The organism is Mesorhizobium sp. P2_E10, assembly GCF_056404235.1.
The window spans coordinates 1-22,729 of sequence record NZ_JBFUEK010000032.1 but is presented as its reverse complement, the minus strand read 5'-3'; the positions used below and the strand labels follow the sequence as shown (position 1 = coordinate 22,729).

The 22,729-nt window shown below is 56.5% G+C and carries 19 protein-coding genes and 1 pseudogene; 6 read left to right on the top strand and 14 right to left on the bottom strand.

The annotated features are described in order from the left end of the window. Window positions 1-168 precede the first annotated feature (168 nt). Complete coding sequence (gene istA, locus AC1D0N_RS31310; RefSeq protein ID WP_477250428.1) at window positions 169-1,704, top strand: IS21 family transposase; 1,536 nt, start codon at window positions 169-171, stop codon at window positions 1,702-1,704. 15 nt (window positions 1,705-1,719) lie between these two features. Beyond that, window positions 1,720-2,475 carry an IS21-like element helper ATPase IstB gene (istB, locus tag AC1D0N_RS31305; RefSeq protein WP_477250426.1) on the top strand — a complete coding sequence of 252 codons (756 nt, stop codon included), beginning with the start codon at window positions 1,720-1,722 and terminating at the stop codon, window positions 2,473-2,475. Between the two features lie 151 nt (window positions 2,476-2,626). Here the strand turns inward: istB and AC1D0N_RS31300 are convergent. From AC1D0N_RS31300 to AC1D0N_RS31270, 7 genes and pseudogenes are all read right to left on the bottom strand, one after another. Next, window positions 2,627-3,031, bottom strand: a pseudogene (locus AC1D0N_RS31300) (transposase domain-containing protein); the annotation flags it as partial. 66 nt (window positions 3,032-3,097) lie between these two features. Continuing rightward, complete coding sequence (gene tnpB / locus AC1D0N_RS31295; protein WP_006201720.1) at window positions 3,098-3,445, bottom strand: IS66 family insertion sequence element accessory protein TnpB; 348 nt, start codon at window positions 3,443-3,445, stop codon at window positions 3,098-3,100. Next, window positions 3,442-3,795 carry an IS66-like element accessory protein TnpA gene (tnpA, locus tag AC1D0N_RS31290; protein ID WP_477250424.1) on the bottom strand — a complete coding sequence of 118 codons (354 nt, stop codon included), beginning with the start codon at window positions 3,793-3,795 and terminating at the stop codon, window positions 3,442-3,444. Before tnpA ends, tnpB begins: the two co-directional genes overlap by 4 nt. 201 nt (window positions 3,796-3,996) lie before the next feature. Continuing rightward, window positions 3,997-5,340, bottom strand: a complete 1,344-nt coding sequence (locus AC1D0N_RS31285) for a hypothetical protein (RefSeq protein WP_477250422.1) — start codon at window positions 5,338-5,340, stop codon at window positions 3,997-3,999. Between the two features lie 250 nt (window positions 5,341-5,590). Continuing rightward, window positions 5,591-6,841: a UDP-N-acetylglucosamine 2-epimerase gene (gene neuC, locus AC1D0N_RS31280; RefSeq protein ID WP_477250420.1), complete on the bottom strand. Its 1,251-nt coding sequence runs from the start codon at window positions 6,839-6,841 to the stop codon at window positions 5,591-5,593. A 3-nt stretch (window positions 6,842-6,844) separates the two neighbouring features. After that, window positions 6,845-7,720, bottom strand: a complete 876-nt coding sequence (locus AC1D0N_RS31275) for an LbetaH domain-containing protein (RefSeq protein ID WP_477250419.1) — start codon at window positions 7,718-7,720, stop codon at window positions 6,845-6,847. Window positions 7,721-7,728: 8 nt separating this feature from the next. Further along, window positions 7,729-8,820, bottom strand: coding sequence for an N-acetylneuraminate synthase family protein (locus tag AC1D0N_RS31270; RefSeq protein WP_477250417.1), 1,092 nt, complete (start codon window positions 8,818-8,820; stop codon window positions 7,729-7,731). 319 nt (window positions 8,821-9,139) lie between these two features. Here AC1D0N_RS31270 and AC1D0N_RS31265 point away from each other — a divergent pair, with 319 nt between their 5' ends. The 3 genes from AC1D0N_RS31265 (at window position 9,140) to AC1D0N_RS31255 (ending at window position 13,691) form a co-directional block, all read left to right on the top strand. After that, on the top strand, window positions 9,140-9,949 hold the full coding sequence (locus AC1D0N_RS31265; protein WP_477250416.1) for a hypothetical protein: 810 nt from the start codon (window positions 9,140-9,142) through the stop codon (window positions 9,947-9,949). Beyond that, window positions 9,946-10,953, top strand: a complete 1,008-nt coding sequence (locus tag AC1D0N_RS31260) for a hypothetical protein (RefSeq protein WP_477250414.1) — start codon at window positions 9,946-9,948, stop codon at window positions 10,951-10,953. Before AC1D0N_RS31265 ends, AC1D0N_RS31260 begins: the two co-directional genes overlap by 4 nt. Window positions 10,954-11,291: 338 nt before the next feature. Further along, window positions 11,292-13,691: a hypothetical protein gene (locus tag AC1D0N_RS31255; protein WP_477250413.1), complete on the top strand. Its 2,400-nt coding sequence runs from the start codon at window positions 11,292-11,294 to the stop codon at window positions 13,689-13,691. A gap of 5 nt (window positions 13,692-13,696) precedes the next feature. Here AC1D0N_RS31255 and AC1D0N_RS31250 read toward each other — a convergent pair whose 3' ends face one another. From AC1D0N_RS31250 to AC1D0N_RS31230, 5 genes are all read right to left on the bottom strand, one after another. Further along, window positions 13,697-14,857 (bottom strand): capsular polysaccharide export protein, LipB/KpsS family, encoded by a 1,161-nt coding sequence (locus AC1D0N_RS31250; protein WP_477250411.1) that lies wholly within the window; start codon window positions 14,855-14,857, stop codon window positions 13,697-13,699. 94 nt (window positions 14,858-14,951) lie between these two features. Further along, window positions 14,952-16,154 (bottom strand): KpsE/RkpR family capsule polysaccharide export protein, encoded by a 1,203-nt coding sequence (locus AC1D0N_RS31245; protein WP_477250409.1) that lies wholly within the window; start codon window positions 16,152-16,154, stop codon window positions 14,952-14,954. Between the two features lie 33 nt (window positions 16,155-16,187). Next, window positions 16,188-17,222 (bottom strand): Gfo/Idh/MocA family protein, encoded by a 1,035-nt coding sequence (locus AC1D0N_RS31240; protein ID WP_477250430.1) that lies wholly within the window; start codon window positions 17,220-17,222, stop codon window positions 16,188-16,190. Between the two features lie 116 nt (window positions 17,223-17,338). Beyond that, window positions 17,339-18,283 carry a Gfo/Idh/MocA family oxidoreductase gene (locus AC1D0N_RS31235; protein ID WP_477250408.1) on the bottom strand — a complete coding sequence of 315 codons (945 nt, stop codon included), beginning with the start codon at window positions 18,281-18,283 and terminating at the stop codon, window positions 17,339-17,341. A gap of 757 nt (window positions 18,284-19,040) precedes the next feature. Then, window positions 19,041-19,484 (bottom strand): hypothetical protein, encoded by a 444-nt coding sequence (locus AC1D0N_RS31230; protein ID WP_477250406.1) that lies wholly within the window; start codon window positions 19,482-19,484, stop codon window positions 19,041-19,043. Between the two features lie 264 nt (window positions 19,485-19,748). Here AC1D0N_RS31230 and AC1D0N_RS31225 point away from each other — a divergent pair, with 264 nt between their 5' ends. Then, on the top strand, window positions 19,749-20,144 hold the full coding sequence (locus AC1D0N_RS31225; protein WP_477250404.1) for a hypothetical protein: 396 nt from the start codon (window positions 19,749-19,751) through the stop codon (window positions 20,142-20,144). Window positions 20,145-20,411: 267 nt separating this feature from the next. Here the strand turns inward: AC1D0N_RS31225 and AC1D0N_RS31220 are convergent, their stop codons facing one another. Both AC1D0N_RS31220 and groL read right to left on the bottom strand, forming a co-directional pair. Then, complete coding sequence (locus AC1D0N_RS31220; RefSeq protein ID WP_477250402.1) at window positions 20,412-20,873, bottom strand: phasin; 462 nt, start codon at window positions 20,871-20,873, stop codon at window positions 20,412-20,414. Window positions 20,874-21,459: 586 nt separating this feature from the next. Then, window positions 21,460-22,729: chaperonin GroEL (groL, locus tag AC1D0N_RS31215; protein ID WP_477250400.1), on the bottom strand; the 1,270-nt coding region annotated here is incomplete at its 5' end.

The following is a 22,729-nucleotide window of genomic DNA, read 5'->3' as shown; positions in this document are numbered from 1 at the left end:
TGCGGATTCCGACGATTTACCGGACGGCATTCCGATCAAAAACCGGACGCGATTCCGAGAATTAACCGGACGCGATTCCGATTAAATACCGGACAGTTTTGAAGCCTGGATAGTGCCTTTGGGTCAGCAACCTGGGCATGCATTTCCTCGACGGTAGAGGAGAGATGCATGCCGAAGAGAAGAAGGCTGACCATGAGACAATTGAGACAACTGCTTCGCCTAAGCGCGGACGGCATAAGCGTTCGCGACATTGCCACCATGCTTGGGATTGCCCGCAGTACGGTGCAGGACAACATAGAGCGAGCGACTGCCGCCGGCCTTTCCTGGCCGTTGCCGGCGGAGCTGACTGACGATGTTCTCGAACATCGGCTCTTCTCCCGTCAGGGCGTCAAACAAGGGAGACGCCGACGCACCGAGCCTGCCTGGGGGGCGCTGGCCGTCGAACTGAAGAAGCCGGGCGTGACGCTGTCGATCCTCTGGGAGGAGTATCGGGCCGTTCATCCCGATGGTTACGCTTACAGCAGATTCTGTGATCTCTTTAGAGGCTTCGAGCGGCGGCTGACGCCGACGATGCGCCAGGTGCATGTCGCCGGAGACAAGGTGTTCGTCGACTATTCCGGCAAGAAGCTGCCGATCGTGGACCGCAAGACCGGCGAGATCCGCGAGGCCGAGATCTTTCTCGGGGTGCTCGGCGCGTCGAGCTACACCTTTGCCGAGGCGACCTGGAGCCAGACCCTGCCGGACTGGATTGGCTCGCATGTGCGCATGTTCCGCTTCTTTGGCGGCGTCCCGCGCCTAATTGTTCCCGACAATCTGAAGTCTGGCGTGAATCGGTCGAGCTTCTACGACCCCGAGATCAACCGCAGCTTCGGCATGATGGCTTCCCACTACGGTGTCGGCGTTCTGCCGGCGCGACCGAAGCGACCGAAGGATAAAGCCAAGGTCGAAAGTGGAGTCCGTTTCGCGCAGAGCTGCATTCTAGGCCGGCTGCGGAACCAGACCTTCTTTTCCCTGGACGAAGCCAATGCCGCTATCCGGGGGGCTGTTGAGCGGATCAACACCCACATCATGCGCCGACTGGACCAGTGTCGTCGCGACCTGTTCGAGACGATGGAACGGCCAGCGCTCGCCGCACTACCAGCCGAGGAATACGAGTTCGCCGAGTGGCGGCTGGCGCGGGTATCGACAGACTATCATGTCGAGTTCGAACGCTATTTCTACTCCGTGCCGCACAGCCTCATTCGCCAGCAGGTGGATCTCCGGGCGACGAGCCGAACGATCGAGATCTTCTTCAAGGGCAAGCGCGTCGCTGCCCATCAGCGCCGCTATGGCGGGGCCCGTTTTGGGACCGACCCGGACCACATGCCCAGTTCGCACCGTCGCTACGCGGAATGGTCGCCGGAGCGCTTCCGGCGCTGGGCTCGTTCGATCGGTCTACAGACCGAGGGGCTCGTCATCGCCATCCTTGCCAGCCGGCCGCATCCGGAACAGGGCTTCAGAACATGCCTCGGCGTTCTCAAGCTCTACCAGGCGATCGACACAGCGCATGCCGAAGCCGTTTCGGCCCGTGCTCTCGAGATCGGCGGCCTGAACTGCAAAAGCATCAGCGCCCTCATCAAATCCCACAAAGCCTCCAGGCACAGCGCCGAACCTGCCGCCGTCGGCGAGCACGCCAATCTTCGCGGCCCAGGCTACTTTCATTAAGGAGATAATCAACAAATGCTGACCAACCCCACCATCGACATGCTGCGCGAACTCGGACTTTCCGGCATGGCAAACGCGTTCCAGGAACTGGAGACGCAGCCGGAGGCAAGAGCCCTCCAGCATGGCGAATGGCTTGCTCTCCTACTCGAACGGGAGGCGACAACGCGCCGTCAGAAGCGCTTCGAGGCCAGAGCCCGTGCCGCCAGATTACGTCATGACGCCCAGATCGAGAACGCCGACTTCCGCGCAACTCGCGGACTCGATCGCAATCTCTTCATGAAGCTGACGACATGCGACTGGATCAGACAGCGCCATAGCTTGCTCCTGATCGGACCGGCTGGGGTCGGAAAGAGCTGGCTGGCGTGCGCGCTCGGCCATAAGGCATGCCGCGAGGATCTTTCGGTCGCATACCACCGTGTACCGCGCCTCTTCGCGACGCTCGCCCTTGCCCGCGGTGACGGCCGTTACGCGAAGTTGCTCAAGAGCCTGGCCAAAACGGACTTGCTTATTTTAGACGATTGGGGGCCGGAGAAGCTCAACGACGAACAACGCCGCGATCTCCTGGAAATCGTCGAGGATCGCTACGAGAAGCGTTCCACAATCGTCACAAGTCAAATTCCCGTGGATCACTGGTATGACATGATCGGCAATCCGACCATCGCCGATGCCGTTCTCGACCGCCTTGTTCATAACGCCTATCGCATCGAACTTTCCGGCGAAAGCATGCGCAAACACAAGGTCCTGCCAGTCCCAGACGCAACTCCCGCTTGACCGAAAACGAGTTCGTCGACAAATATCGAAAAGACCCAGAGGCGCTCTAAGCTGTCCGGCTTCGCCTCGGAATCGTGTCCGGTATTCTATCGGAATAGGTGTCCGGTTTCGTCACGGAATCACTGTCCGGAATCATTGGAATACGCAGCTCAACCACGCGTTCGCGCGGCAGATGCTCTGGAAATGGCTGGCGCGCCGGTCGTTTGCGCATATAAGGTGCCACCTCAGTGGTCCGGGCCGCCGCCTGTTCGGCGGCGATCTCGTCTTCCGTCGCCGTGCTCTCGAGTTCCTCGAAGGTGAGCTCCATCTGGTCGTGCAGGCGGGCTGAGCGTTCAGAACTCTGACCATGCAGCGCCCGCTGCAACTTGCGGATCGTCAGACCCTGATGTGCGATCAGCGCCGCATCATCCGATGCCTTGGCCCTGGCGACCGCCAGTTCGGCCTCGATCAGCGTAGCGCGCGCGGTCTCGTCTTCGGCTCTGGCCAGCGCCGCGGTCAGCGCTGCTCTCAGCGCACCGATATCGTCCGGAACAGCATCCAGGGCGGTGGCAACCATGTCCTGGAGTGAATCATAAAACGCGTCCGCTGACTCGCGGAAAATGGCGCAAACTCAAAGAAAAACTCAGCCCGCGCGCTGGGGGCGGAACGTGTGGCGCGGGTTGCGCCAATCGATCCCATCGAGCATGTAGGCGAGCTGCGCCGGTGATATGGAAACCGTGCCGTCCGCCGGCGACGGCCATAGGAACCGGCCCTTTTCGAGCCGTTTTGCATACAGCGACATGCCGAGCCCATCATGCCAGATAATCTTGATCAGATTGCCGCTGCGGCCTCGGAAGACATAAAGATCCCCGGCATGCGGATCCCGGCCCAACGTCTCCTGGACCTGCAGAGCGAGGCCTTGCATTCCGCGACGCATATCGGTTCGGCCGACCGCCAACCAGATCCGCACCTGGCTTGGAACCGGGATCATGAAACGCCCAGCGCCTTCACCATCGCCGCCGCCAGTGTCGGCGGCGCGGTCAGTGGAATCCGCAGCCGCACCTTGCCGGCGATCTCCAGCTCGATCACCGCTGGGGGCGCCGCCAGCATCGAAGCGGCGACAGGCGCATCGGGAACCACGACAACTTCGGCAAAGCCCGTCTCGCGGGCTCTCACCGTGCGGCGCCACTTATAGATCAGGCTGGTCGCGACATCGTAATGACGCGCCACCGCCGCCACCGTGGCCCCGGGCGCGAATGCCGCGGCCAGTATCCGGCACTGATCCTCTTCACTCCAACGACGCCGCCGCTCCGGCCCGGTCAATAATGTCACATGGCTCATGCTGTGCTGCTAACTGCCCTCGTAAGGACGACCTTAGGAGCGCAGACTCGCTACTGTGCCATGCTCGCGCAAGGCGGCCTTCGCCGGAGGCGTACACGCCTCTAGCTACTAGCTACGTACAACAGGTCGTCCTTGTCTTCCCTGCGACGGTACAGCGTAAGCGCAGTGGTTTCCGTCTTCCGTCGGCGTGCAGGGGGCTGGTCAAGCCGGTTGGCAGGCCGCAGGAATATGGAATACCGGAAGTCTTGCGTAGTAATCAATAAACGACCGTGTCGCCTGGAAGGCGGAGAGGGCGATATTAGGCATATCCCGGGTCGAAAGCGACAAGAGCCGTTCTGGCGTGATATGGAGCCCCGGAGCAAGGTGCTTACCCCAGATAGCGTAACGATCAAAATCTGAAGTAACGAGGACAACTGGACAGCCGGCGAGGCAAGCCTCGATCGCAAAATTACTTGTCCCCGTCACCACAAGGCTTACTGTCCCCGGCGTGACCTCGAAATCTTCTGCCCATGGCGGAGCCATCTTTCTCCAAACGACTAGTCCCTGGGGCGCGCGTCTGTGGGCGGGGTGAGGGCGGACGATGACCTTGTGCCCAGCCTCAGCCGCTATCCGACCGAACCTCGACAGACTCCGCAAAATGTCCAGCCGGGGCTGAAGCGCAAGCATCACAGGGCCGCTAGATTGCAACTTACCCGGCTCAATAGCGCTTCTGCCGCGGAATGCCTTCGAATTTCCAAGCTGCTGTCCGGTTCCCACCGAAAGTATAGCATCGAAGACATCGCAAATGTAGCGCTCCGACTGCGTCATTAGAATTGTGTGTGCAGCGATTGTAGGCAGTCCTAACAACCGGCGCTTAGATGCATGGAACACGGATCGCAATGACATATTCGTCCAATAGACGACCGGGTGGGCGCCAAGATCGCAGGGTTGCAGGGGAGGTCCTGCCACTTGCTCGAGGCGGCCGATCAGGATGCGATGAACGGCATGGCTCAATAAAAAAGATAGAGCCGGTGGCACGCTCGCCTGCCGTAAGAGCCGGAAAGCGCAAATGAGACCAATCGGGCGAAATGACCGAGGAAAAGTGGTCGTTGGCTCGATAACGATATCCGGACGCAGGCCATCCGGGAGCCTCAGCATTGACGAGGCATCTACGAGATGGGATTGCGCTGATTCCAAATGCACACCGCGCATCGAGGCGTTGGAGAGGTCACCATTGTTCACCTCGTCCCATCCTTGGATCTCCTCTACGGCTGTCGCGGCGAGCCGCTCGTGGAAAGGAAAGGATGGCCCTTCATAACCACCTTCACGACAAGCTTCCAGCGCATCGACAAGTGGACGCAGCAGCCCGACAAGATCGTTCATCACGAGAAATCGGGTCGCCGCGGCGTGGCGGCACGCCAGGTCGCAAATCTTTTTCGGCACCCCCGTTCCGCTGACCTGCAGAAGTTGGCATAGCTTCTCCGCGACGTGATAAGCGATACGAAAGACACGTTCCTCCGAACGCCCGTTCAGCATGAGGTGCTTGCCCCTTACATAATGCGGCATCAGGCAGCCCAAATGGCGGTCGGTTATTTCGGAAGAGTTGATAAGGACGGCTTGGCTATCTCCAGGTACGGTCCGGACTTGCGGTAATCGAAGCATAGAGAGAACTGACGTCCGTTCAAGCGCCGCGCTTGATACTGACAAAGCACGTCGTGCATGTGTATGAGCACTCAATTTAATCTCCAAACGGATACTATGAACGGCTCAGATAAAGCTGACAGACCATTCCTCTCTAGAATCAAGAACGGAAGAGCTAGCCTCGGTTCTGAGATGTGGAAGGCTTGCTTCGAAGTGTTGCCAGATCGAGACCTGACACATGATCAGCGATGATCACCCATGGGGCTGGCGCGTCGAAACGAGAAGGTCTTGCCTCGATCCGATCACTTGGTTGATAGACATCCCCGATGTGCCTGGATTGGAATCCCATCAACAAGCTCAGGATTTTAGGCACTATTATCCCGATATCCCAAGGTACATCCGTTACGGGACCGTAGCGGTCCCGTCCTTTTTGGCGACTACCGATGTTGAGTACCGGGACGCCGATGGCGCAGGCCTCTAAAATGCCAGAGGAGGAATTCCCAATAACTCCAGCGGACGCCATAAGAGCTCGAATATAGAGGTGTCCAATCGATGGCAGAACATGAACGTCCTCTGGAAACCTTGTCATCAAGGCGTAGAGCTCGTTGTTGATTATATCACCGCCGGGATCGAGGTTGGCGAGCGTAAACAAGAAGGCAGGCTTAGGTCCTTTGTATGACAGCTTCAAGTCGAGAACGGCCTCTACAACTCTTCTTGTTACATCTGCGATTTGGTCAGCTTTCGTTGTGGAGGCTGTCTCGGGGTGGATGGTGGCGATCAGGATCGCACGAAGTTCAGGATTAAACCCTGTAAGTGTTTCCATGTCGACTGCAGCCAAAGGTTCCGCGCGCCGCGCGAGCGCGGCACCGATTGGCCCTGTCGTGATGATTCGCGATTCCACCTCGCCGATTGAACGCAAACGTTCACCCTGCACGGGCAGGGCCGGGAAATGAATGTCAGCAAGTTTACTTATCGCATTCCGATAGCGCTCGTCTATAGCCCCTTCCGTAACGTGACCGCCCTCAATGTGGGCCAATGGAATGCGCATTGACACAGCAGCTAGAGCTGCGCTCAGGATTTCGAATCGGTCACCAAGTACAAGGACCACGTCCGGCTTGTAACGTTCAAAGGCGTCGGCAAACGAGATCACGGCCTGCCCGATGACCCGTGTCATGGCAGTATGGTCGGATAATGCGATACTGTCATTTGGCATGAAGTCGACCTGGTGAATCGGGCATAGGCTCGATGCCTCGACAGCCCGAACAGTCATACCAAAGGCTTTTTCAAGATGGGTGCCACCAGCGAGCACGAATGTTTCCAGGCCTGACCTCGTGGCGAGTTCATTGACGACCGGCTCGAGCAAGTGCCACTCTGCTCTGGTGGTCGTCACGATCGCAATTCGGCGGGTTGCTGCGGAAATCTGCACTACCTAACTATCCTGCCGACGTAGTTCGGCACGCATCCTGCGATCGTCACGAGATTCGGCTATGGCACTGTCCTTGACGTCACGATCGACAACGGCTCCTCCCGGAACCAAGGCGCCACATCCAATCTTCACGCCCGGCAGAACAACAGCTCCCGCCCCTACAAATGCAGCCCTGCCAACGGCGACCCCACCACAGAGGACCACGCCAGGACCAATGAAAGCTCCGGCGGATATTCGACAGTCATGGTCAATGTTGGCCCCTGTATTGATGATCACGCGTGGTCCCACATCGACTTGTGCCCCCAGGTTGGCACCTATGTGGATCTGTGCCCCATGCGCGATCTGACCGTCAGTTCCACGCGGTTTGAGCGCACCCATGGAGACCTCATAGGCGTCGAGTAGCATAGCGGCAGGGTCGACTATCGGCGGTTCGAGTATCTTCAATCCCTCTTTGACCAACTGCATGGATTCGTATTGATCCACCGCCGTGAGCCGCGGATTCAGGCCATCGTTCACTATCGTTGCCCGCTGCCCGATACCATTGACGAGAACAATGGTGACTAGACCAGGGAGGTCTGCAATATGCGATATGCAATCGCCATCACTTGCGTGATGATGGACCGCGGGCCAATTTCCGTCCTTATTGGCCGCGCCATCCGGCGTATTCCCAAAGGCAAAGAGCAGGACTTTGACGATCTCCTTTGTTTCTCCCTGAGAAGCAACTATATGAATAGCATCATACCCGCATGGCAATAGCCGGCTACCGGCCTCGTTGCGCCATGCTTTAGGGTGAATGGCAGCCCGCGTTAAAATGCGGCTAACGACGCGCGCATGTCCCCCAGCCCCCAAGAATACCAAGTGATAGCTGGCCTTGCTCATTTGACTTTTCAAGTGCTGATTGCTTCGTCAATGTCGATGTCGTCAGTCGCGGCACGACCAATGACGTTAAAGATATCCCCTGCCGGGCGTCCCTCGGATGAGCGTTTGAGCGCTATGTCCTTCAGCGTAAGGATTTGACCAGCCCTGATCGGCCTCGCAGCAACGATACGTTTGCGCGCAACGCCACGCAGAGCCATTTCGCTATCAGATGGAATCTTCTGCCCGCTCCCCAACGCACTCGCAGTAGCTTTGATACGGTCTATCATGCGCGCGAACTCCACTTCATCAAGCGATGCGCCGTGATCGGGTCCCTCGGCCAACTTGTCATAAGTGATGTGGCGCTCGATTACAGTTGCCCCGAGCGTGGTCGCCATGATTGCGGCAACGTCGTCCGTTGAGTGGTCCGAGAACCCGATTGGGATGGGATGAAATACTTTCCTAAGTAGAACGATTGCCGACATATTCAAGGTCGGGTGATGCGCGGGATACTCACTCGTGCAATGAAGGAGCGTAAGAAAGGCCGCTAGCGAGCCATCTTCTTGCAAAGATCTGCCTGCTTTCGTGATCATGTCAATATTGGGAAAGCCCGACGCAAAGGGATCGGTGCCACGCCTATAACAAAGCTGACCATAGGCGATTGCGTCAACCGATCGGCGGATTTCATCTACGGTCGCCATCCCGGTCGAGACAATCATCTCGACTCCCTTCGACGCGACGAGCAGGAGTAGCGGAAGATTGTCCATATCGCCAGAGCCGACCTTGATCGTACGGCAACCAAGATCATCTATTAAAAAACAGGCACTATCTTCGTCAAAAGGCGTGGCTAGAAATGCAATACCGATTTCGTCGCAATATGCCTTAAGTGTGCGAAAATCGTCGTAGCTGAGTTGCAGGGATTTTAGCATGGCAAACTGCGAACCGGCGCCGATGATGTGTGTTTGGTACGTGGCCCGCGGCGCACTGGCAGTCACCAGCTTGGCGGCATCAAAAATCTGAAATTTGGCGTAGTCGGCTCCGAGACGCTTGCAGGCATCAACCATTTTGAGTGCAATATTGACGTCGCCATCGTGATTGACACCGATCTCAGCGATGACTCTCATGCTTGGGCCCTTTCGTAATAGACACACCCCTCCCATACCTGCCTCCAGTCACAAAGGACAGCAACAGGCGCACGCCGCAACTAGCGTACCCTAGGGACGCTGTGATATAGGCCAAATCCGCACTAACAGTCCACCGTCATTCTACGTCGCTCCTATTTATCATTCCCTGGCAAGGTAGTGGCCGATGCCGTTTTCCGCGTACAGGATTCTGTCTTTGAGCTTCTTAGCCGTCATTGTTAGCGCGCCTGCGCCCGCGACCGTGCAAGGCTCCCGGGGAGCGTTCAATTTCCCCCTGCGAATGCTCAACGGAATGGAGACAATGCGGCTTGATGCCAACCGGATCGTTGCCTATCGTGGCTCGGCAACCGACAATAGCGGCCGATTCCTCCTTTACACCGAGCGCTCGATTGTCGCCGACCTTGTCAAGGTGGGTCCAGGCGGTCGCGACAATTCTCTGACGCCGGAGGATCTCGCTCAACACGAAAATGAGACCGATGGCCTGAACGCTGTCTACGCTGTCGGTCATAGGTTCTCGGGTCTTCCGCTCGCTGGCTGGTATACGCCAGTTTATATCGGTAAGTCCGAAGAGGGGAAAAACGGGCTTGAGGCCACTGCCCAACTGATCCTAACCCGGCATCAGTCTTCGCAACGAATTAACACACCAGATTCGCTCAATATTGACCCAACATTCGATGCGCGCCGGAGCGCACCCGTCGCGTATTACTTCGATCCTGTGACGGGATTCAGACCGATGATCTGCAAGGGTTGGCCACAACCCTTTTGCATTTGGACACGCACAAACTATGGCCCACTTTATGTCGCGCGAGATATCGTCGGTGACGACACACTCCTCAATATCGATGCGACAGATATGGTGCCCCCTACGGGTCGCTTATTGCGTCTCCAGGTATCCGCAACCTCGACCGGCGGAACGGGAGATGTGATGATCATGACGCTGCCGCGCGAATCGTCTGGACTCAATGTCGTTACGGTCGCGCATCAAGGAGATGTGGTGCGCACGGAGATAGAGTTTAGTGTTAACTCTCAGCGTCATTTTACGATGCGCGTGCCGCGTGGCGTGCGCGTCGATCTAGTTGCCCTGGGGTTCTCAATGCTCCAGCCGACATGATTCGGAAAAACAAAGTCCAAATGCGACGGTTCATTACCTCCTTCGTCCGTGATCAAGCGCGTGCGGGAGCGCTGCCGAAGCCGTTCCAAGGCGCCCTGCGCGCTATTACAGCCGTTCCGTCGTCAGCCAACAGCGACATTCGTCCCATTGGTGTTGTTCTAGGAGTGGAACGGTCGATTTGGCATACGGTTGAACACGCTTATCCGGAATGGGACTTGCTTTTTGCAAGCAATCGAACAGATCCCGATGGATGCGTGAGCGAGATCATCCGCCTAGGAGCAACCGCGATCGTCGGACCGTCCGCTCGTCGCCGCCATGTGGTCGCGTTGCGCGACAGCGGAATCAACATTCTGCGTCTGTCGCCCGCACCTTTGCCGCGGCTTACCTATCAGGGCCGGCACGCCTATGGGTACGTTCTGGAGCCATCGACATCTTGGATGTCGGCCCGTCGTTTAAGTGAGATGGAAGTCGTACTTACGAACGGCTCAGGCCTTATGACATCCGCTATGAGGGCCGACGCCGCCTTTGTCGCAGCTCGAATCGCACTTCCGGATCCTCAAACGCCGACCACTCTGGTTATTAGCACGTCTGATACACCGCAGCTTACCGACCAGGGTCATATCCCTATTGATTGTAAGGCCGTCGGAGCGGGAGCCCCCATAGAAACATTCCAGGTTAGTCGAAACAGTTACTGGTTAGACGATTCCCTCGACCGTTTTGACTCAGCACTTTGCCGAGCTTCTACCATCGTGACTAATAGCCATCCCCTTGCTGTGGCTGCGCTACTTAGAGGATTTCGGCCGTTAGTATCTCGGCGCATCTTTATGTCAAGGCTAAATGTTTACGCAAATCCATTGATGGAGCGACGCATTTCCATGGACGATCTGTCGCACGTGAGCCAGGAAGAACTCGTTGCTGTATGCGTGCTTTGGGCAGCCCGTTACATATGCGAGGGAACTCTAATTGATCCTGTCGATTTTTTCACAGAAAAGCACTCGAAGTGAAACCCCCTGCTAACCGCCCATTGGGTGAAGACGGCGGGGCCGCTAGTATACGTGCTGATGTCCCTTTGCACAGGCTCGTTCACCGCGCCGCTGTATTTGACTATGCCATAGTAGCTCGCGACCGTGCTGCCATAAAGTCAATGGGCGAAAAGCGGAAGGACAAAGGGGGTCTGTTCCTGAATTCGCCGTCACCTATCGCGCTTGAGTCAGCCAAGCTTGTGTTTACTCGGCGCCTCGATCGCCTAAAGGACGATCGCAATACAGCTTCGGAGTTTTCTCCCCACCCCACCATCGCAACCCCTCCCGCTTTGACGGCGAACTCGGTTGGACGGAAAAGATTGGACGAAGAGGTTTCGTTGCCTTCTCGGAAGCTCGTGGAAGGGGGCAGAACCCATCGCGCAGCGGCGGAGGACGGTAGTCTCCACGGCCAATTTCCCATTGCTTTTGCGCAGCTTTTCAGTCCTTCGGCTAGCGCGGTCGACCTCGCCGAAAACGACAAAATAGTCTTAGCTCCCGTGGGACGTGTAGATCAATTGATCGACGCTCTGATGGACGTCGAAGACTGGGAGGCGAAACTTGCTTTTGTGGCGGCTTCCCTTCTCCCCCAGGATCCGGCAGATCGTTTCGCTCGCGCCCGACGTATCCGTGCGGATCGAATAATCGCCCGTCTCCGACTCAACGAGGGTCATCTGCAAACGCTGCGTGCCATGGCAGATGCGTGTTATTTTTCCGAGGACAAGCGCAGCGAATTCTTGATACTTCAGATATTGATACTCGCTGGCGATCTGGGGTTCGTTGCCGAACGCTATGCGCGGCTAGAAATCCAGGCGATGATGTCGCTTGTCGCGATGACACCTGAACGCTTCAGTTGGAGCGAGGGCCGTATAGTCACTGTCGACTGGAAGCCTCTTGATGCTGATTTCGTGATAGTCGACGGCCCCCTGCCTCTAGCCATGATGGCGTCTCTTCCGATTGACACATTGTTTGCTCCACGCAGTCTGCGCCATGCCCTAGGCCTCGCAGAACGAGCGTCCCTTGTCGCCACCGTCGCCGGTCCTTATTCGGAAGCCGAGGAACTGCTTTCGGCTGAAACAGCACGGCTGTCTAAAACAATCATGGAGCGGTATACAGCAATCCTTCAGGGGACGCCTCTCGCCCCTCTCGCTGATCTCATGCGCGAAGCTGCGATACGCGTCGATGACGTTTTGTTCTCCTCAATGCTCCCTGTTTGGGCGGCGCAGCAAGCCATCCTTGCACGCAGTCCTAACCGCATCGCCATCGTAACCGATTCGATTGCCTTCGCGGTGTGCGTGGCGAAAATTGCGCACAACATCGATCGCGGCATCGCCATCGATATCCGCATGACGAAACCTGTCGAGACAGACTATGACGACGTGGACATTGCTCCGACCCATCCTGCAGAATCCGCTGCGTCTGATGCTGTCAGATGGATCTCAGACCTAGGCCTTCTAGGTGAGGCTTCGGACACGCGTCCGATATCGCCCTCGAGCGCAACTCTTTTCGCAGGCCGCCCGTTTGATCGAAACTACATTGTCGATCTCAAGGCGCTCATGCCTCTCGCTCTCACCAGTGGCCCCGTCCATCTTGTAAACACAACGTCTTCTCGGCCGCACGCTGGTAAGCCTGCTGAGTCGGTGGCGGATGTTCTTCCTTTCTCCCGTAGAGTTACCGTTTGGGAAGAGCCAGAGCGCCAGGCGCGATTGGTCGCTGGGCAGAAAATACCTGAAAGCCTCAAGAATCATGGCTCAAATATTCTTTCGTCAATACTTGAGGAATCTGACGACAAGCTAAGCCCATACATCATATTTTCTGAGCCTCAGTTGCGACGTCTGCTTGAACGGGTACTACCCGCCATAATTGTCTCGGCAGCGTATGTTAGGAGTATCGTTAGAATTGCCGCCCCTGCTCGACTGATCTGTTTACCAGGACGCGACTGGCTTTCCCGCATGCTTGCGGCGGACATCCGCGAACGAATGCCATCCAGTGTGAGAAGTTTCGATGTCCAGACAGTCTTCATTGGGCCAAGGCGACGCTACAAGCCGACGAACTGCGACGTACAAGTCGTGATCGACACTCATTCGGCGCAGATCATGACGACATTCTTCGGGTTACCGCCGGAACGTATCTTAATCGGCGGATCGCCGCGTTACAGCGCTTCGCTCAAAGCCGCCCGGGCTGAGAAACCTCGGCCGGGACGCTACCGCATCTTGTTTACGGCATCTCCAGTCATGGATCGGTGCCTGCCCGTAATCGCTGCGTTATGCAAAGTGATGGAAGGGCATCCGGACGCTCGGCTGATCATTCGCGTTCACCCTAGCTCTGGACCCGCGGATATCGCGCGCATCTCCACACTCACCGCTGGACTCGGGTCAAGCGCCGAGATGGAGGAGGGCGGATCGCTCGCCGCGTCGCTTGCTTCCGCAGACATTGTCGTCACTCGCTACTCTAATACCGGCCTTGAAGCGGCAATGCTTGGTAAACCGGTTATAGCCTCCGACTTTCACCAGGAGCGACCACCAATCCCGCTCGACGAGATGGGTGTGGCTATTAAGGCAGCAACACCGGACGCCCTGCGCGATGCGGTCGTCGACATACGCAATGGAGGACCTGCCGCAATGCAGTTCCACCACACCTGTCAGGATTACTTTAAGAAGAACCCCCAGATGCTTGATGAAAAATCTGAAGTATCACTGTGGACGGCGATCTCACTGCCCTAGGTCTTCTATGAATCCGTGTTGGGGCTGAAGTCCTGGTTCGAAGCTTCTCTTTCCATTATTGGCGGCGGCAGCATGCCGGTTACCAAGCGACTTGCCACGCGCTGAACAAGACGCTCCATAGCGCCGGCGCCATAAAATGAGCCGGGGACGATAGCGTGCGTGTAGATGCGCATTCGTAGGCTTGCGACGCTCCGAGGATCGGGGGAATGAGGGGTTGTCCAAATCTTCGTGAGATCGCGGCAGTGCCGGGCGAGTCCGTTGCCTTCGTAGAAGGCGTGCCCAAGGATATCTGTCTGAACGCTGTGATGGAGACCCGATAGGCCCGAGGTCGAATTGACGGTGATAAGACCGCAAGACGCCTTTACGGCTTCGCCTAGCGGCACGTCGCAAGCGACATGCACTCGGTTGGCAATGACGTGGCCGCTAACACTATCGGCCACGATGGAACGATGGTCCAGATGCCCCGCGTCTAGGGGATGAATTTTGAAAAGCAGATGCTCCTCAGGTGGAGCGTGACGAGAGAAGGCCGCGAGGAGCGCCTTGATCATTGTCTCGACGCGCCACCCCCCACCGTTGGCTACTAGATTGGCATCGTCATGAACCTGAAGCGCCACCACGCGATAAGGTGTGCCAGCCTTGACTAGCTTCATCAAAACATGCGCGTCCGAACGCCGATGGAGAGCCCGTCGCATCCATCCGAGCGGCCAGCACAAAGCCTCCGTAGCAAGCCCTCGTTTGCGATGCCAGGTACCGCCCATGATAGGAATGAGCGCACGGAGCCATACGATTTGTGCAATGGCGAACAATGCTTGCCGTAAGGCATGGCAGCACCCTTCATCCGGCTCCAAAACATCAGAAAGATCTAGATGATCTCTTCTCTCGAGGTTTGGCCTCATGCGAAGAGGAGAATGGCAATGAGAACCGTTCCATTCGCATGTCACGAAACCGGGCCGGATGTAACCCTCTTCCAGACAAAGCACCGGAACATTTCTCGCGCGGAGAGCGTCAAAGAAGACTTTGTGTCTGTAACGGTCAACACCAAAGACGATTGCGGCATTCCACGGTGGAGCTCCAAGTTGTGCATCGACGTCGCCAGTTGACAATGCGAGCGCGCCGCCGAGGCCGAATAGGCGGTCGCCTGGGTTGAACAGGCAGCGCTCAACCACAAACCCGCGGCCCCGCAAAACTCGGGCGAGATTCGCAAAGAAGGGGCCGACAGGCCCTCCCAGAAGAAGGATTGAACAAGCGGATACCGCGCCGTTAGCGGCTGTCACGGTAATCACGCGCTAGAGACAAAAGGAAAATCAACACCAGATAAATGCCGATCCCCGAGGCGGCAACAATCGCGGGATGAAATAATGGGCGCGGGAAAGACGCATCTTGCGGGAGCGAGGGATCTGCTGTGACGACGATGTACTTCTGCTTTTGCGTAGCCTCTTGTTGCGCCACCCTGAGCGACTCGATTGCTGTCGCATAAGACTTCTCGGCCAGATCACGCTCGATCTGGAGCCGCTCGAATTCAGACAGCATCGTAGCCATTGCCGAATTTTTGCCGGTGATCTTTGCTCGCTCCGCTTCTATCTGTTTGGCAAGGGCTTGTTCACGCAGCCGCATCAGCCGCATGCGAGCCTGAACATCGGTCGTCATATTTTCCATCTGAGAGATGTCAGCTCTCGTCTTCGCCAAGTCGGTGTCGAGACCATTGATAATAGAGAGTTGAGACTCAACCGCTTTCTCGGGATCTACCTGGAGGTTAGCATTGCGCCATTGCATAATATCAAGACGAGTCTGGCTAACACGCTCTTCAGATCTTCTCTCCTCACTTTCTGCGAAGGATACGAAATCGAGCTTGGCGCGTTCGTTCAGTTTGTTTACGAACTCGTCAGTGCGAACGACTAGGGTCGTCGCCAATATCTTCGCATCCTCCGGCGAGAACGCCTCTGCACGGATGGTCACAATTTGCTCGACGTTCGAGAGTTTTACTTGAACCATAGAAAGATAGTAGGCGAATTTCTCTTCGGTCGAAGCATTGGCCGGCAGACGAACGAACCAATCGCGATCATGTTTTGCTGCGCTGGCGCTGAACCCTGTTGCTGCGTCTATCTTTTCAAACAGGCCCGGCGACTGCAGATAACTGCGGACTGCGTAGATATCGTTCGATCCAACGAGTCCAACACCGAGGTTACCCGCAAGAGCTCCGAGTCCCGAGATTGAGGACTGCCCATCTCGTGAGCGTATCGCGAATGAAACCTCTGAAGCATAAATCGGTGAGGCTGCGATCTGTGAGTAGATGACGGCAGCTAAGGTGGGTGTTACTGCAACTGACAGGAAAAGAATCAGCCGTCCCCATGCGAATCGCTTAGGTTGGCGCGGCATTATTCTCGACCGAGTCTGGCTGTCAGGCTCAATAAAGGTCGAAAGTTCTCGAGGTTCTTCCACCCCGTTGCTGACTTGCAATGACATTCACGGTGTCCAATTTTCACAGGGAGGAGTACATTAGGGAATGGAAAAACGAGCCGAGAGAGAGGTCGGATCCATAGTATCAATGCAGACCGAATTGCGGCTGATATGTGAGGCTCGAGCCGCAGCGTAAACACGCATCGTTTGGATGGCAGCGTCGATTCCCGAGATCGGAGGATGATCCCCCAACGCATCGTCCATAGCGCTCGCTGCATAGCCAAGAACAGCCTGTTCGGCATTGTGCCGCCAGAGAATATCGCTTGGATCTAGTGCGGTGGCACTGGGGGAGAAAGGAGATACAAACAAAGGCGTTCCGTAGCGAGCAAGCGGCCGGTCTAAATCTGCTCCGCGACGTCGGCGAAGTGTCCAAGGACCGAACTCTTCGGTCCAAGTCAGTTCGCCCATTGAGAAAGAGATTCCTGCCCCCCCCACAAACCCAACGTCATCACGGGTGTCAATAAAGGCGGACGCTCCATTTTCATAAACTATCATCAAACTTGCGCCTGGATCACGAAAAAGCATCCCACGGGGATTGTGGGCGGGCTGAGTTTCGGTAGCAAAAACATGGGTCGCTTTTGCATCGATCAGCGTGTTCGCTAGATCTATCCAATGGGTGCCAACACTGCCCAGCGCCCCCCCGCCAAATCGTAACGTAACAGTTTTGATATCGCCCATCTCTTCCTTCAGCTGGCGTACGCGCGCGTAGGCGTCACAATAACGTCTCCCATGATTGACTATGACGCGAACGCCTTTGGCCTCCGATCGGAGCTTGATATCGATTGCTTCATCGACTGATTGAGAGACAGGCTTTTCAATTACGATGCGCCTGAAGCCAAGGCTAATTGCCTCTATCGCGAGCCTATGATGAAGGTCCGCCGTAGAGGCAATGACGAGGAGATCGACATTATCAGACGGGAGTTCTGCGAGACTGTCGCAGCGAAGCGAAGCAAGATCAGGATTCAACTTGACTGCATGCGGCGTGACACAGGGATCAACAAGTCTCACGATCGTGTGCCTACGACGTAGCGCTGCAGTGACGTGGCGCGCGCCCATCAGGCCAAGCCCAACCACCGCCACTCGAGCACCCTCTACCACCGGGGGAATACCGACCCGGCGGTGTTCAGGGCCACCTATTCCTGCGAGAATTGAGGGGTGCGATGCATGGTGTATTGTTGGGATTTGGGAGGTCACACCGGATATCCAAAGACTGTTGCTAGATGACGAAGGTGCCAAGCTTGATATCCAGCTGTGGCCAAGCGAGCTTCAGGGTCGCCTGACAGGAAAGCTTCAACCTGTCCCTTGAGGCCAAGTTTGAGATTAGACTCATCACCATGCAATAACGGCACATCTTGCTCAGCGACTGACAGCCCTTCGACCATCTTCAAAGTCTCAAGCGGCATCAGTATGTACCGTCGCCGAGAAACACTCATCGCAATACGCCAGCGTCCCACCGAGGCGTAGTTGCCGTGGTATACGTAACGTGTTCCTGTTGATGTGAGGCCATGTCCCACAAATACCGAGTGCCCCGGATGCCATGCAATTGCAGGATCCATGGGTTGGGACGCGACTGTGTGTAGCTCGACGGAWCGCCCACAGAGATAGAACAGAAGATCGAAGACATGGGAGGCATTGGCATAGCCCCAGCGCGCCTTAATTGCTGGGTTGGTGTCAAGCGCTTCGATTCGCGGAACCGGTTCGTCGAATTCAATGCTTGCAGAGAGAACCGGTCCTTCTTCGGCCAACCGACAGCGGAGCGTATCTACGCTCGCCAAAAACCGGCGATTGTAACCAACGAAGACGGAAGTCACCCCGCTAGCTATACGCGGATGCCGAATTATAGCTTCCATCTCAGCCGCCTCAAGCGCACCCGGCTTTTCCACGAGAATCTGAGGACATATATCAGCGAGAAGCGCAGTAAGGGGCGCAAGAGTATCGACGGGCGTTGCGACAATGGCAAAGTTCGGCATAGCAACTTCGCCACAGTTTGCCATGTCTATAGCATTTCCTACTCCCTTCGAGAGACCATCGCAACCAAAGCCGCGTCCGAAGGCCGCGGTTCTATCAACGTCCCTTCCAACAACAGTAAACGGTATATCTATATCTTTAAGAACCAAGGCGTAGTCGCGCGCCATGGGACCAGTTCCGACAAGCCAAAGCATGGATTAATTACGCCAATTTTCGAGCGATCCCTTCTTGCCTATTGCCGGATTTTTATCAAGAGTTTTCTAGCCCACGCAATCCAGAATAAATATGACACCGTCATCACTTTTATCTCAACTCGCATACCTTGCTCAGAACAGACTAGTCGGTTCTAATGGAGAGTTATCGTAGCCAGCTCTCAAAGGCGCCCGAGACACCTCACGATCGAGACTATAGAGGACGCCGGCTAATGTCTCGGCCTGGCTGACGGAAGCGATCGAGCCAAGAAACTAAGCCATGCGCTGTGGCTGGGGGAAGCGTATATTATCGCCAACCGTGAAGGCCGCCATCTTTACCGACAACGCGAAGCACTTTCGTGCCTTTGGCTCATCCACGCAGTAATATATACAACGGTCGCCTAAAAAACTCGGCTGAGGAACAAATTTTGTCCGAACGCAATATGTATTATATTCCAATGTATACATTTTAAATAATTTTGCAGACGTCCTCTTGAAATATGATAAAATCTGTAAGTGCTTCTAAGAGAAATATCGAGCAGTCTAGTGTTTTGTTATCGTAAGAAACCGAACCGGAGATTTTCTGGCGTAAAACAATACTTACCATGATATCAATTGCATGAACAATCAAAGATTTAAACGCAGCGACTGGCAATATCTCGGCGATATCGATAGAAATTCTATTTCATAGAATTTCTATCGTAGTCACATTATGCTGCGCATCGGTTCTGAGTTAAAGTCCGCCAACCAGGTGATCTCCAAACGGGAACAAGATATGATCGTCAACCAAGGTCAGACAGTAAGTTAAATTCCTGTAAGAAGGGTAACTAAACTCCGGCTTGCTTGCTTGCAAGTTCACGCGAAACATGAATATCTGGGTTCTGGTGTACTCCTTTAGACGCAAGCCTCTCATAAACCAAAAGCCGGTACTGGTACAAGTTGACCAGAATGGAGACAAGCTGTTTGTTCGAGTTGGATCGTCCCCGTAGGCGTGGGCCGGCGGCTGAAGTTGTGAGCCGAGGCTGCCGGCGCGCTTCTTCGGTGATGCCGAGACCGCCGCACCCGCACCCTTGTCGACTGTGCCTCGATCGGGTCCCGGGCCGGCCGCCAGTTCCACCGTATGCCCTCGGCGAGCGAGTTCTCGCGCTTCTTCCAACGAGGCCAGCTGGATCGCCATGGGCGACCTCACCTTCGGCCAACAACAGCCTGATGCCCGATTCTGGTCAATCTCACACGCGCCAACCGACGGCGCGAAGAACTAGAAGCCTGCACGTCGACGATATGCCGAGGTTGTCTATGCCGTCTTGTAAGTCAAAGGCGCTTGTGCCGTCTTCGGTGAAGACGACGCTAGGTTCGCTTAGTGCGTGGAGCATTCTGACTGAGTCGAATGATTGCCCTCGTGTCGCGACGACATGTTGTGAGAAAATCTAGGATCGCTGATATGGTTGCCGGAGAACCGAACGACGTGCGTTTGAAAAATGTCAACGGGCAATGGATTGTTCAGGTCGTCGAAAATGGCAAAGTCACCCGACATTTATTCAACGCTCAAGACCTGGCTGAGTTCTACGCCGAACTCCAGCGAATGAGACTCGGTCTGCCCGGAAAGCCGCCAATTTGCGAGGAGAACCCGGTGGATGAGCGCCCTGAAAGGCTTCGTGAAATAGCAGACTTCATCATCGACGATGTACTCGAGCTCGCCGAGTACTCTGATCGGGGTATTGTCACTACCCTAGTCGATACACGCGGAGTGCGCCTGCGTCTCCACCTCACAGCCGTGACCTCAGAATTGCTTTGCGAGCGAATTGCCGACGCGCTGGAACGCCGGTACGGCGAATAGCCGCATTACTAAAAAAGGCACGCGTAATGCCCAATAGCGAAGTCAGAGCTTTCGGCCGAAATGCTAGACTGGCGGCTGCAAAGGTCTTTGGCGGGTGGTTGCAGTGACGCAAGTCGCGGTCAAAAGTTCTTCGGCTAGGCAACAATGTCACTCCCATTTGGTCGAGCAGAAAAGCCATTCGACCAAATGGGAGAAGACCGGCGCGAGATGCCGGTCTTGCCTAGCCTGGCCCGTCAACTGACCTTTCGCCTGGATCGCTTGAAGCAATCAGGCGGCCTTGCGTTCCTTCAACGCCTTCTCAAAGGCATCCTTGATCGGCTTGGACACGTCCTGGCTAGCTCTCAACATCAATGCCTGGAGGGCCTTGGCCTGCTCGGCGGACTTTTCGATCTGTTTGTGCAGGAATGCGGCCTGCATTTCGAAGAACTCGGAAGGCGACTTTACGGCAACCAACGCTTCGAGGTGCGTGAAGCCGGCTTCGGCATTGGCTTGCAGTGTGGCAATCGTCTTCACGAGGAGCTCGTTGCTGGTGGCCCCGGTCATTTCAAAGGTCGACTCGAAAGCCTTTTGAGTCGTTTCGGCGTTCGAGCTCAATTTGGAAAATACTTCCTTCGACTGCTCAACGCTCTGATCGGCGACGGCACGGACTTGCTCGGCAACCTTGGACGGGTCGACGGCAGCGAATTCGACGTTCTCGATCGTTTCGGACTTACCGGTGATCTTGGACATTTTTGATCCTTTTCGGGGGGACGGCCCTAAAGCGAAGCCGCCTCCTTCATGTACGAAATCGCCGCAACGGATTTGTGAAACTGACATGATTTTGCGCGAGCAGGCTGCGCCCGGTGCTGCTCGAATAGGGGTCAGCGCAAGCATGATCCGCGCGACAGCGCGTTCTGCGGGCGTCTATCCGACATCGGCATGTGCCCTGGATATCCGGGCGAGAGGTTCCATTGGCGGGGAGGGCGGCAAGTACCTCGGAATGTTTCGACAAAGAACGTGCCTGGCGGCGCGACACTAACCCGTCAGTGTGGCGGAGCAGGTTCCGGCCAAAGCGCTGTCTTGATTTACTCTACCTTGGGGGAAATCGTTTGTGCCGATACTGGTGGTGGACCGGATCAAGTGACGGCTACGATCGAGGTCGATTGCCGACACGGTCTCTTCGGATTTCTCCTCCGAAACTCCTTTGACATTGGCTAACGCCGATGGCGGCCGTCGAACCAAACTTTCGCGAGCGCCGAACTTTTCCGACTGATTTGCGCCAAAGAAAAGGGCGGCATTGCTGCCGCCCTTTCGAGATTGTTGAGATGCGTGGACCTTAATAACCCATACCGCCCATGCCACCCATGCCGCCGCCGCCCATGCCGCCAGGCATGCCGCCGCCAGCCGACTCCTTCTTCGGAGCCTCCGCGATCATGGCTTCGGTGGTGACGAGCAGGCCAGCGACCGAGGCCGCGTCCTGGAGAGCCGTGCGCACGACCTTGACCGGATCGACGATACCCATAGCGATCATGTCGCCATATTCGCCGGTCTGGGCGTTGTAGCCGAAGGTCGCGTCCTTGTTATCGAGGATCTTGCCGGCAACGATCGAAGCTTCCGCACCGGCGTTGGCAGCGATCTGGCGGGCCGGAGCCTGCAGAGCGCGACGGACGATGGCGATGCCAGCGACCTGGTCGGAATTGGCGCCGACGGCCTTGATGGCCAGCGAAGCGCGCAGCAGAGCGACGCCGCCGCCGGGAACGATGCCTTCTTCAACGGCCGCACGGGTCGCGTTGAGGGCGTCATCGACGCGGTCCTTCTTTTCCTTGACTTCGATCTCGGTCGCACCGCCGACGCGGATCACGGCAACGCCGCCGGCCAACTTGGCCAGACGTTCCTGCAGCTTCTCCTTGTCGTAGTCCGAGGTGGTCTCCTCGATCTGCTGCTTGATCTGGGCAACGCGGCCCTGGATCTCGGCCTTCTTGCCGGCGCCGTCGACGATGGTGGTGTTCTCCTTGGAGATCGACACCTTCTTGGCGCGGCCGAGCATGTTGAGGCCGACATTCTCGAGCTTGATGCCGAGGTCTTCGGAAATGACCTGGCCACCGGTGAGGATGGCGATGTCTTCCAGCATGGCCTTGCGGCGATCACCGAAGCCCGGCGCCTTGACGGCGGCGATCTTCAGGCCGCCACGCAACTTGTTGACGACCAGCGTGGCCAGAGCCTCGCCTTCGACGTCTTCCGAGATGATGACCAGCGGCTTCGAGGTCTGCACGACAGCCTCGAGGACCGGCAGCATGGCCTGCAGGTTGGAGAGCTTCTTCTCGTGGAGGAGAATGTAAGCGTCTTCCAGATCCGCAACCATCTTGTCGGCGTTGGTGACGAAGTAGGGCGAGAGGTAGCCGCGATCGAACTGCATGCCTTCGACGACTTCGAGTTCGGTCTCGGCGGTCTTGGCTTCCTCGACCGTGATGACGCCTTCATTGCCGACCTTCTGCATCGCTTCCGCGATCATCGAGCCGACCGAAGCGTCGCCATTGCCGGCGATGGTGCCGACCTGGGCAACCTCTTCCGAGGTCTTGATCTTCTTGGCGTTCTTGATCAGCGTC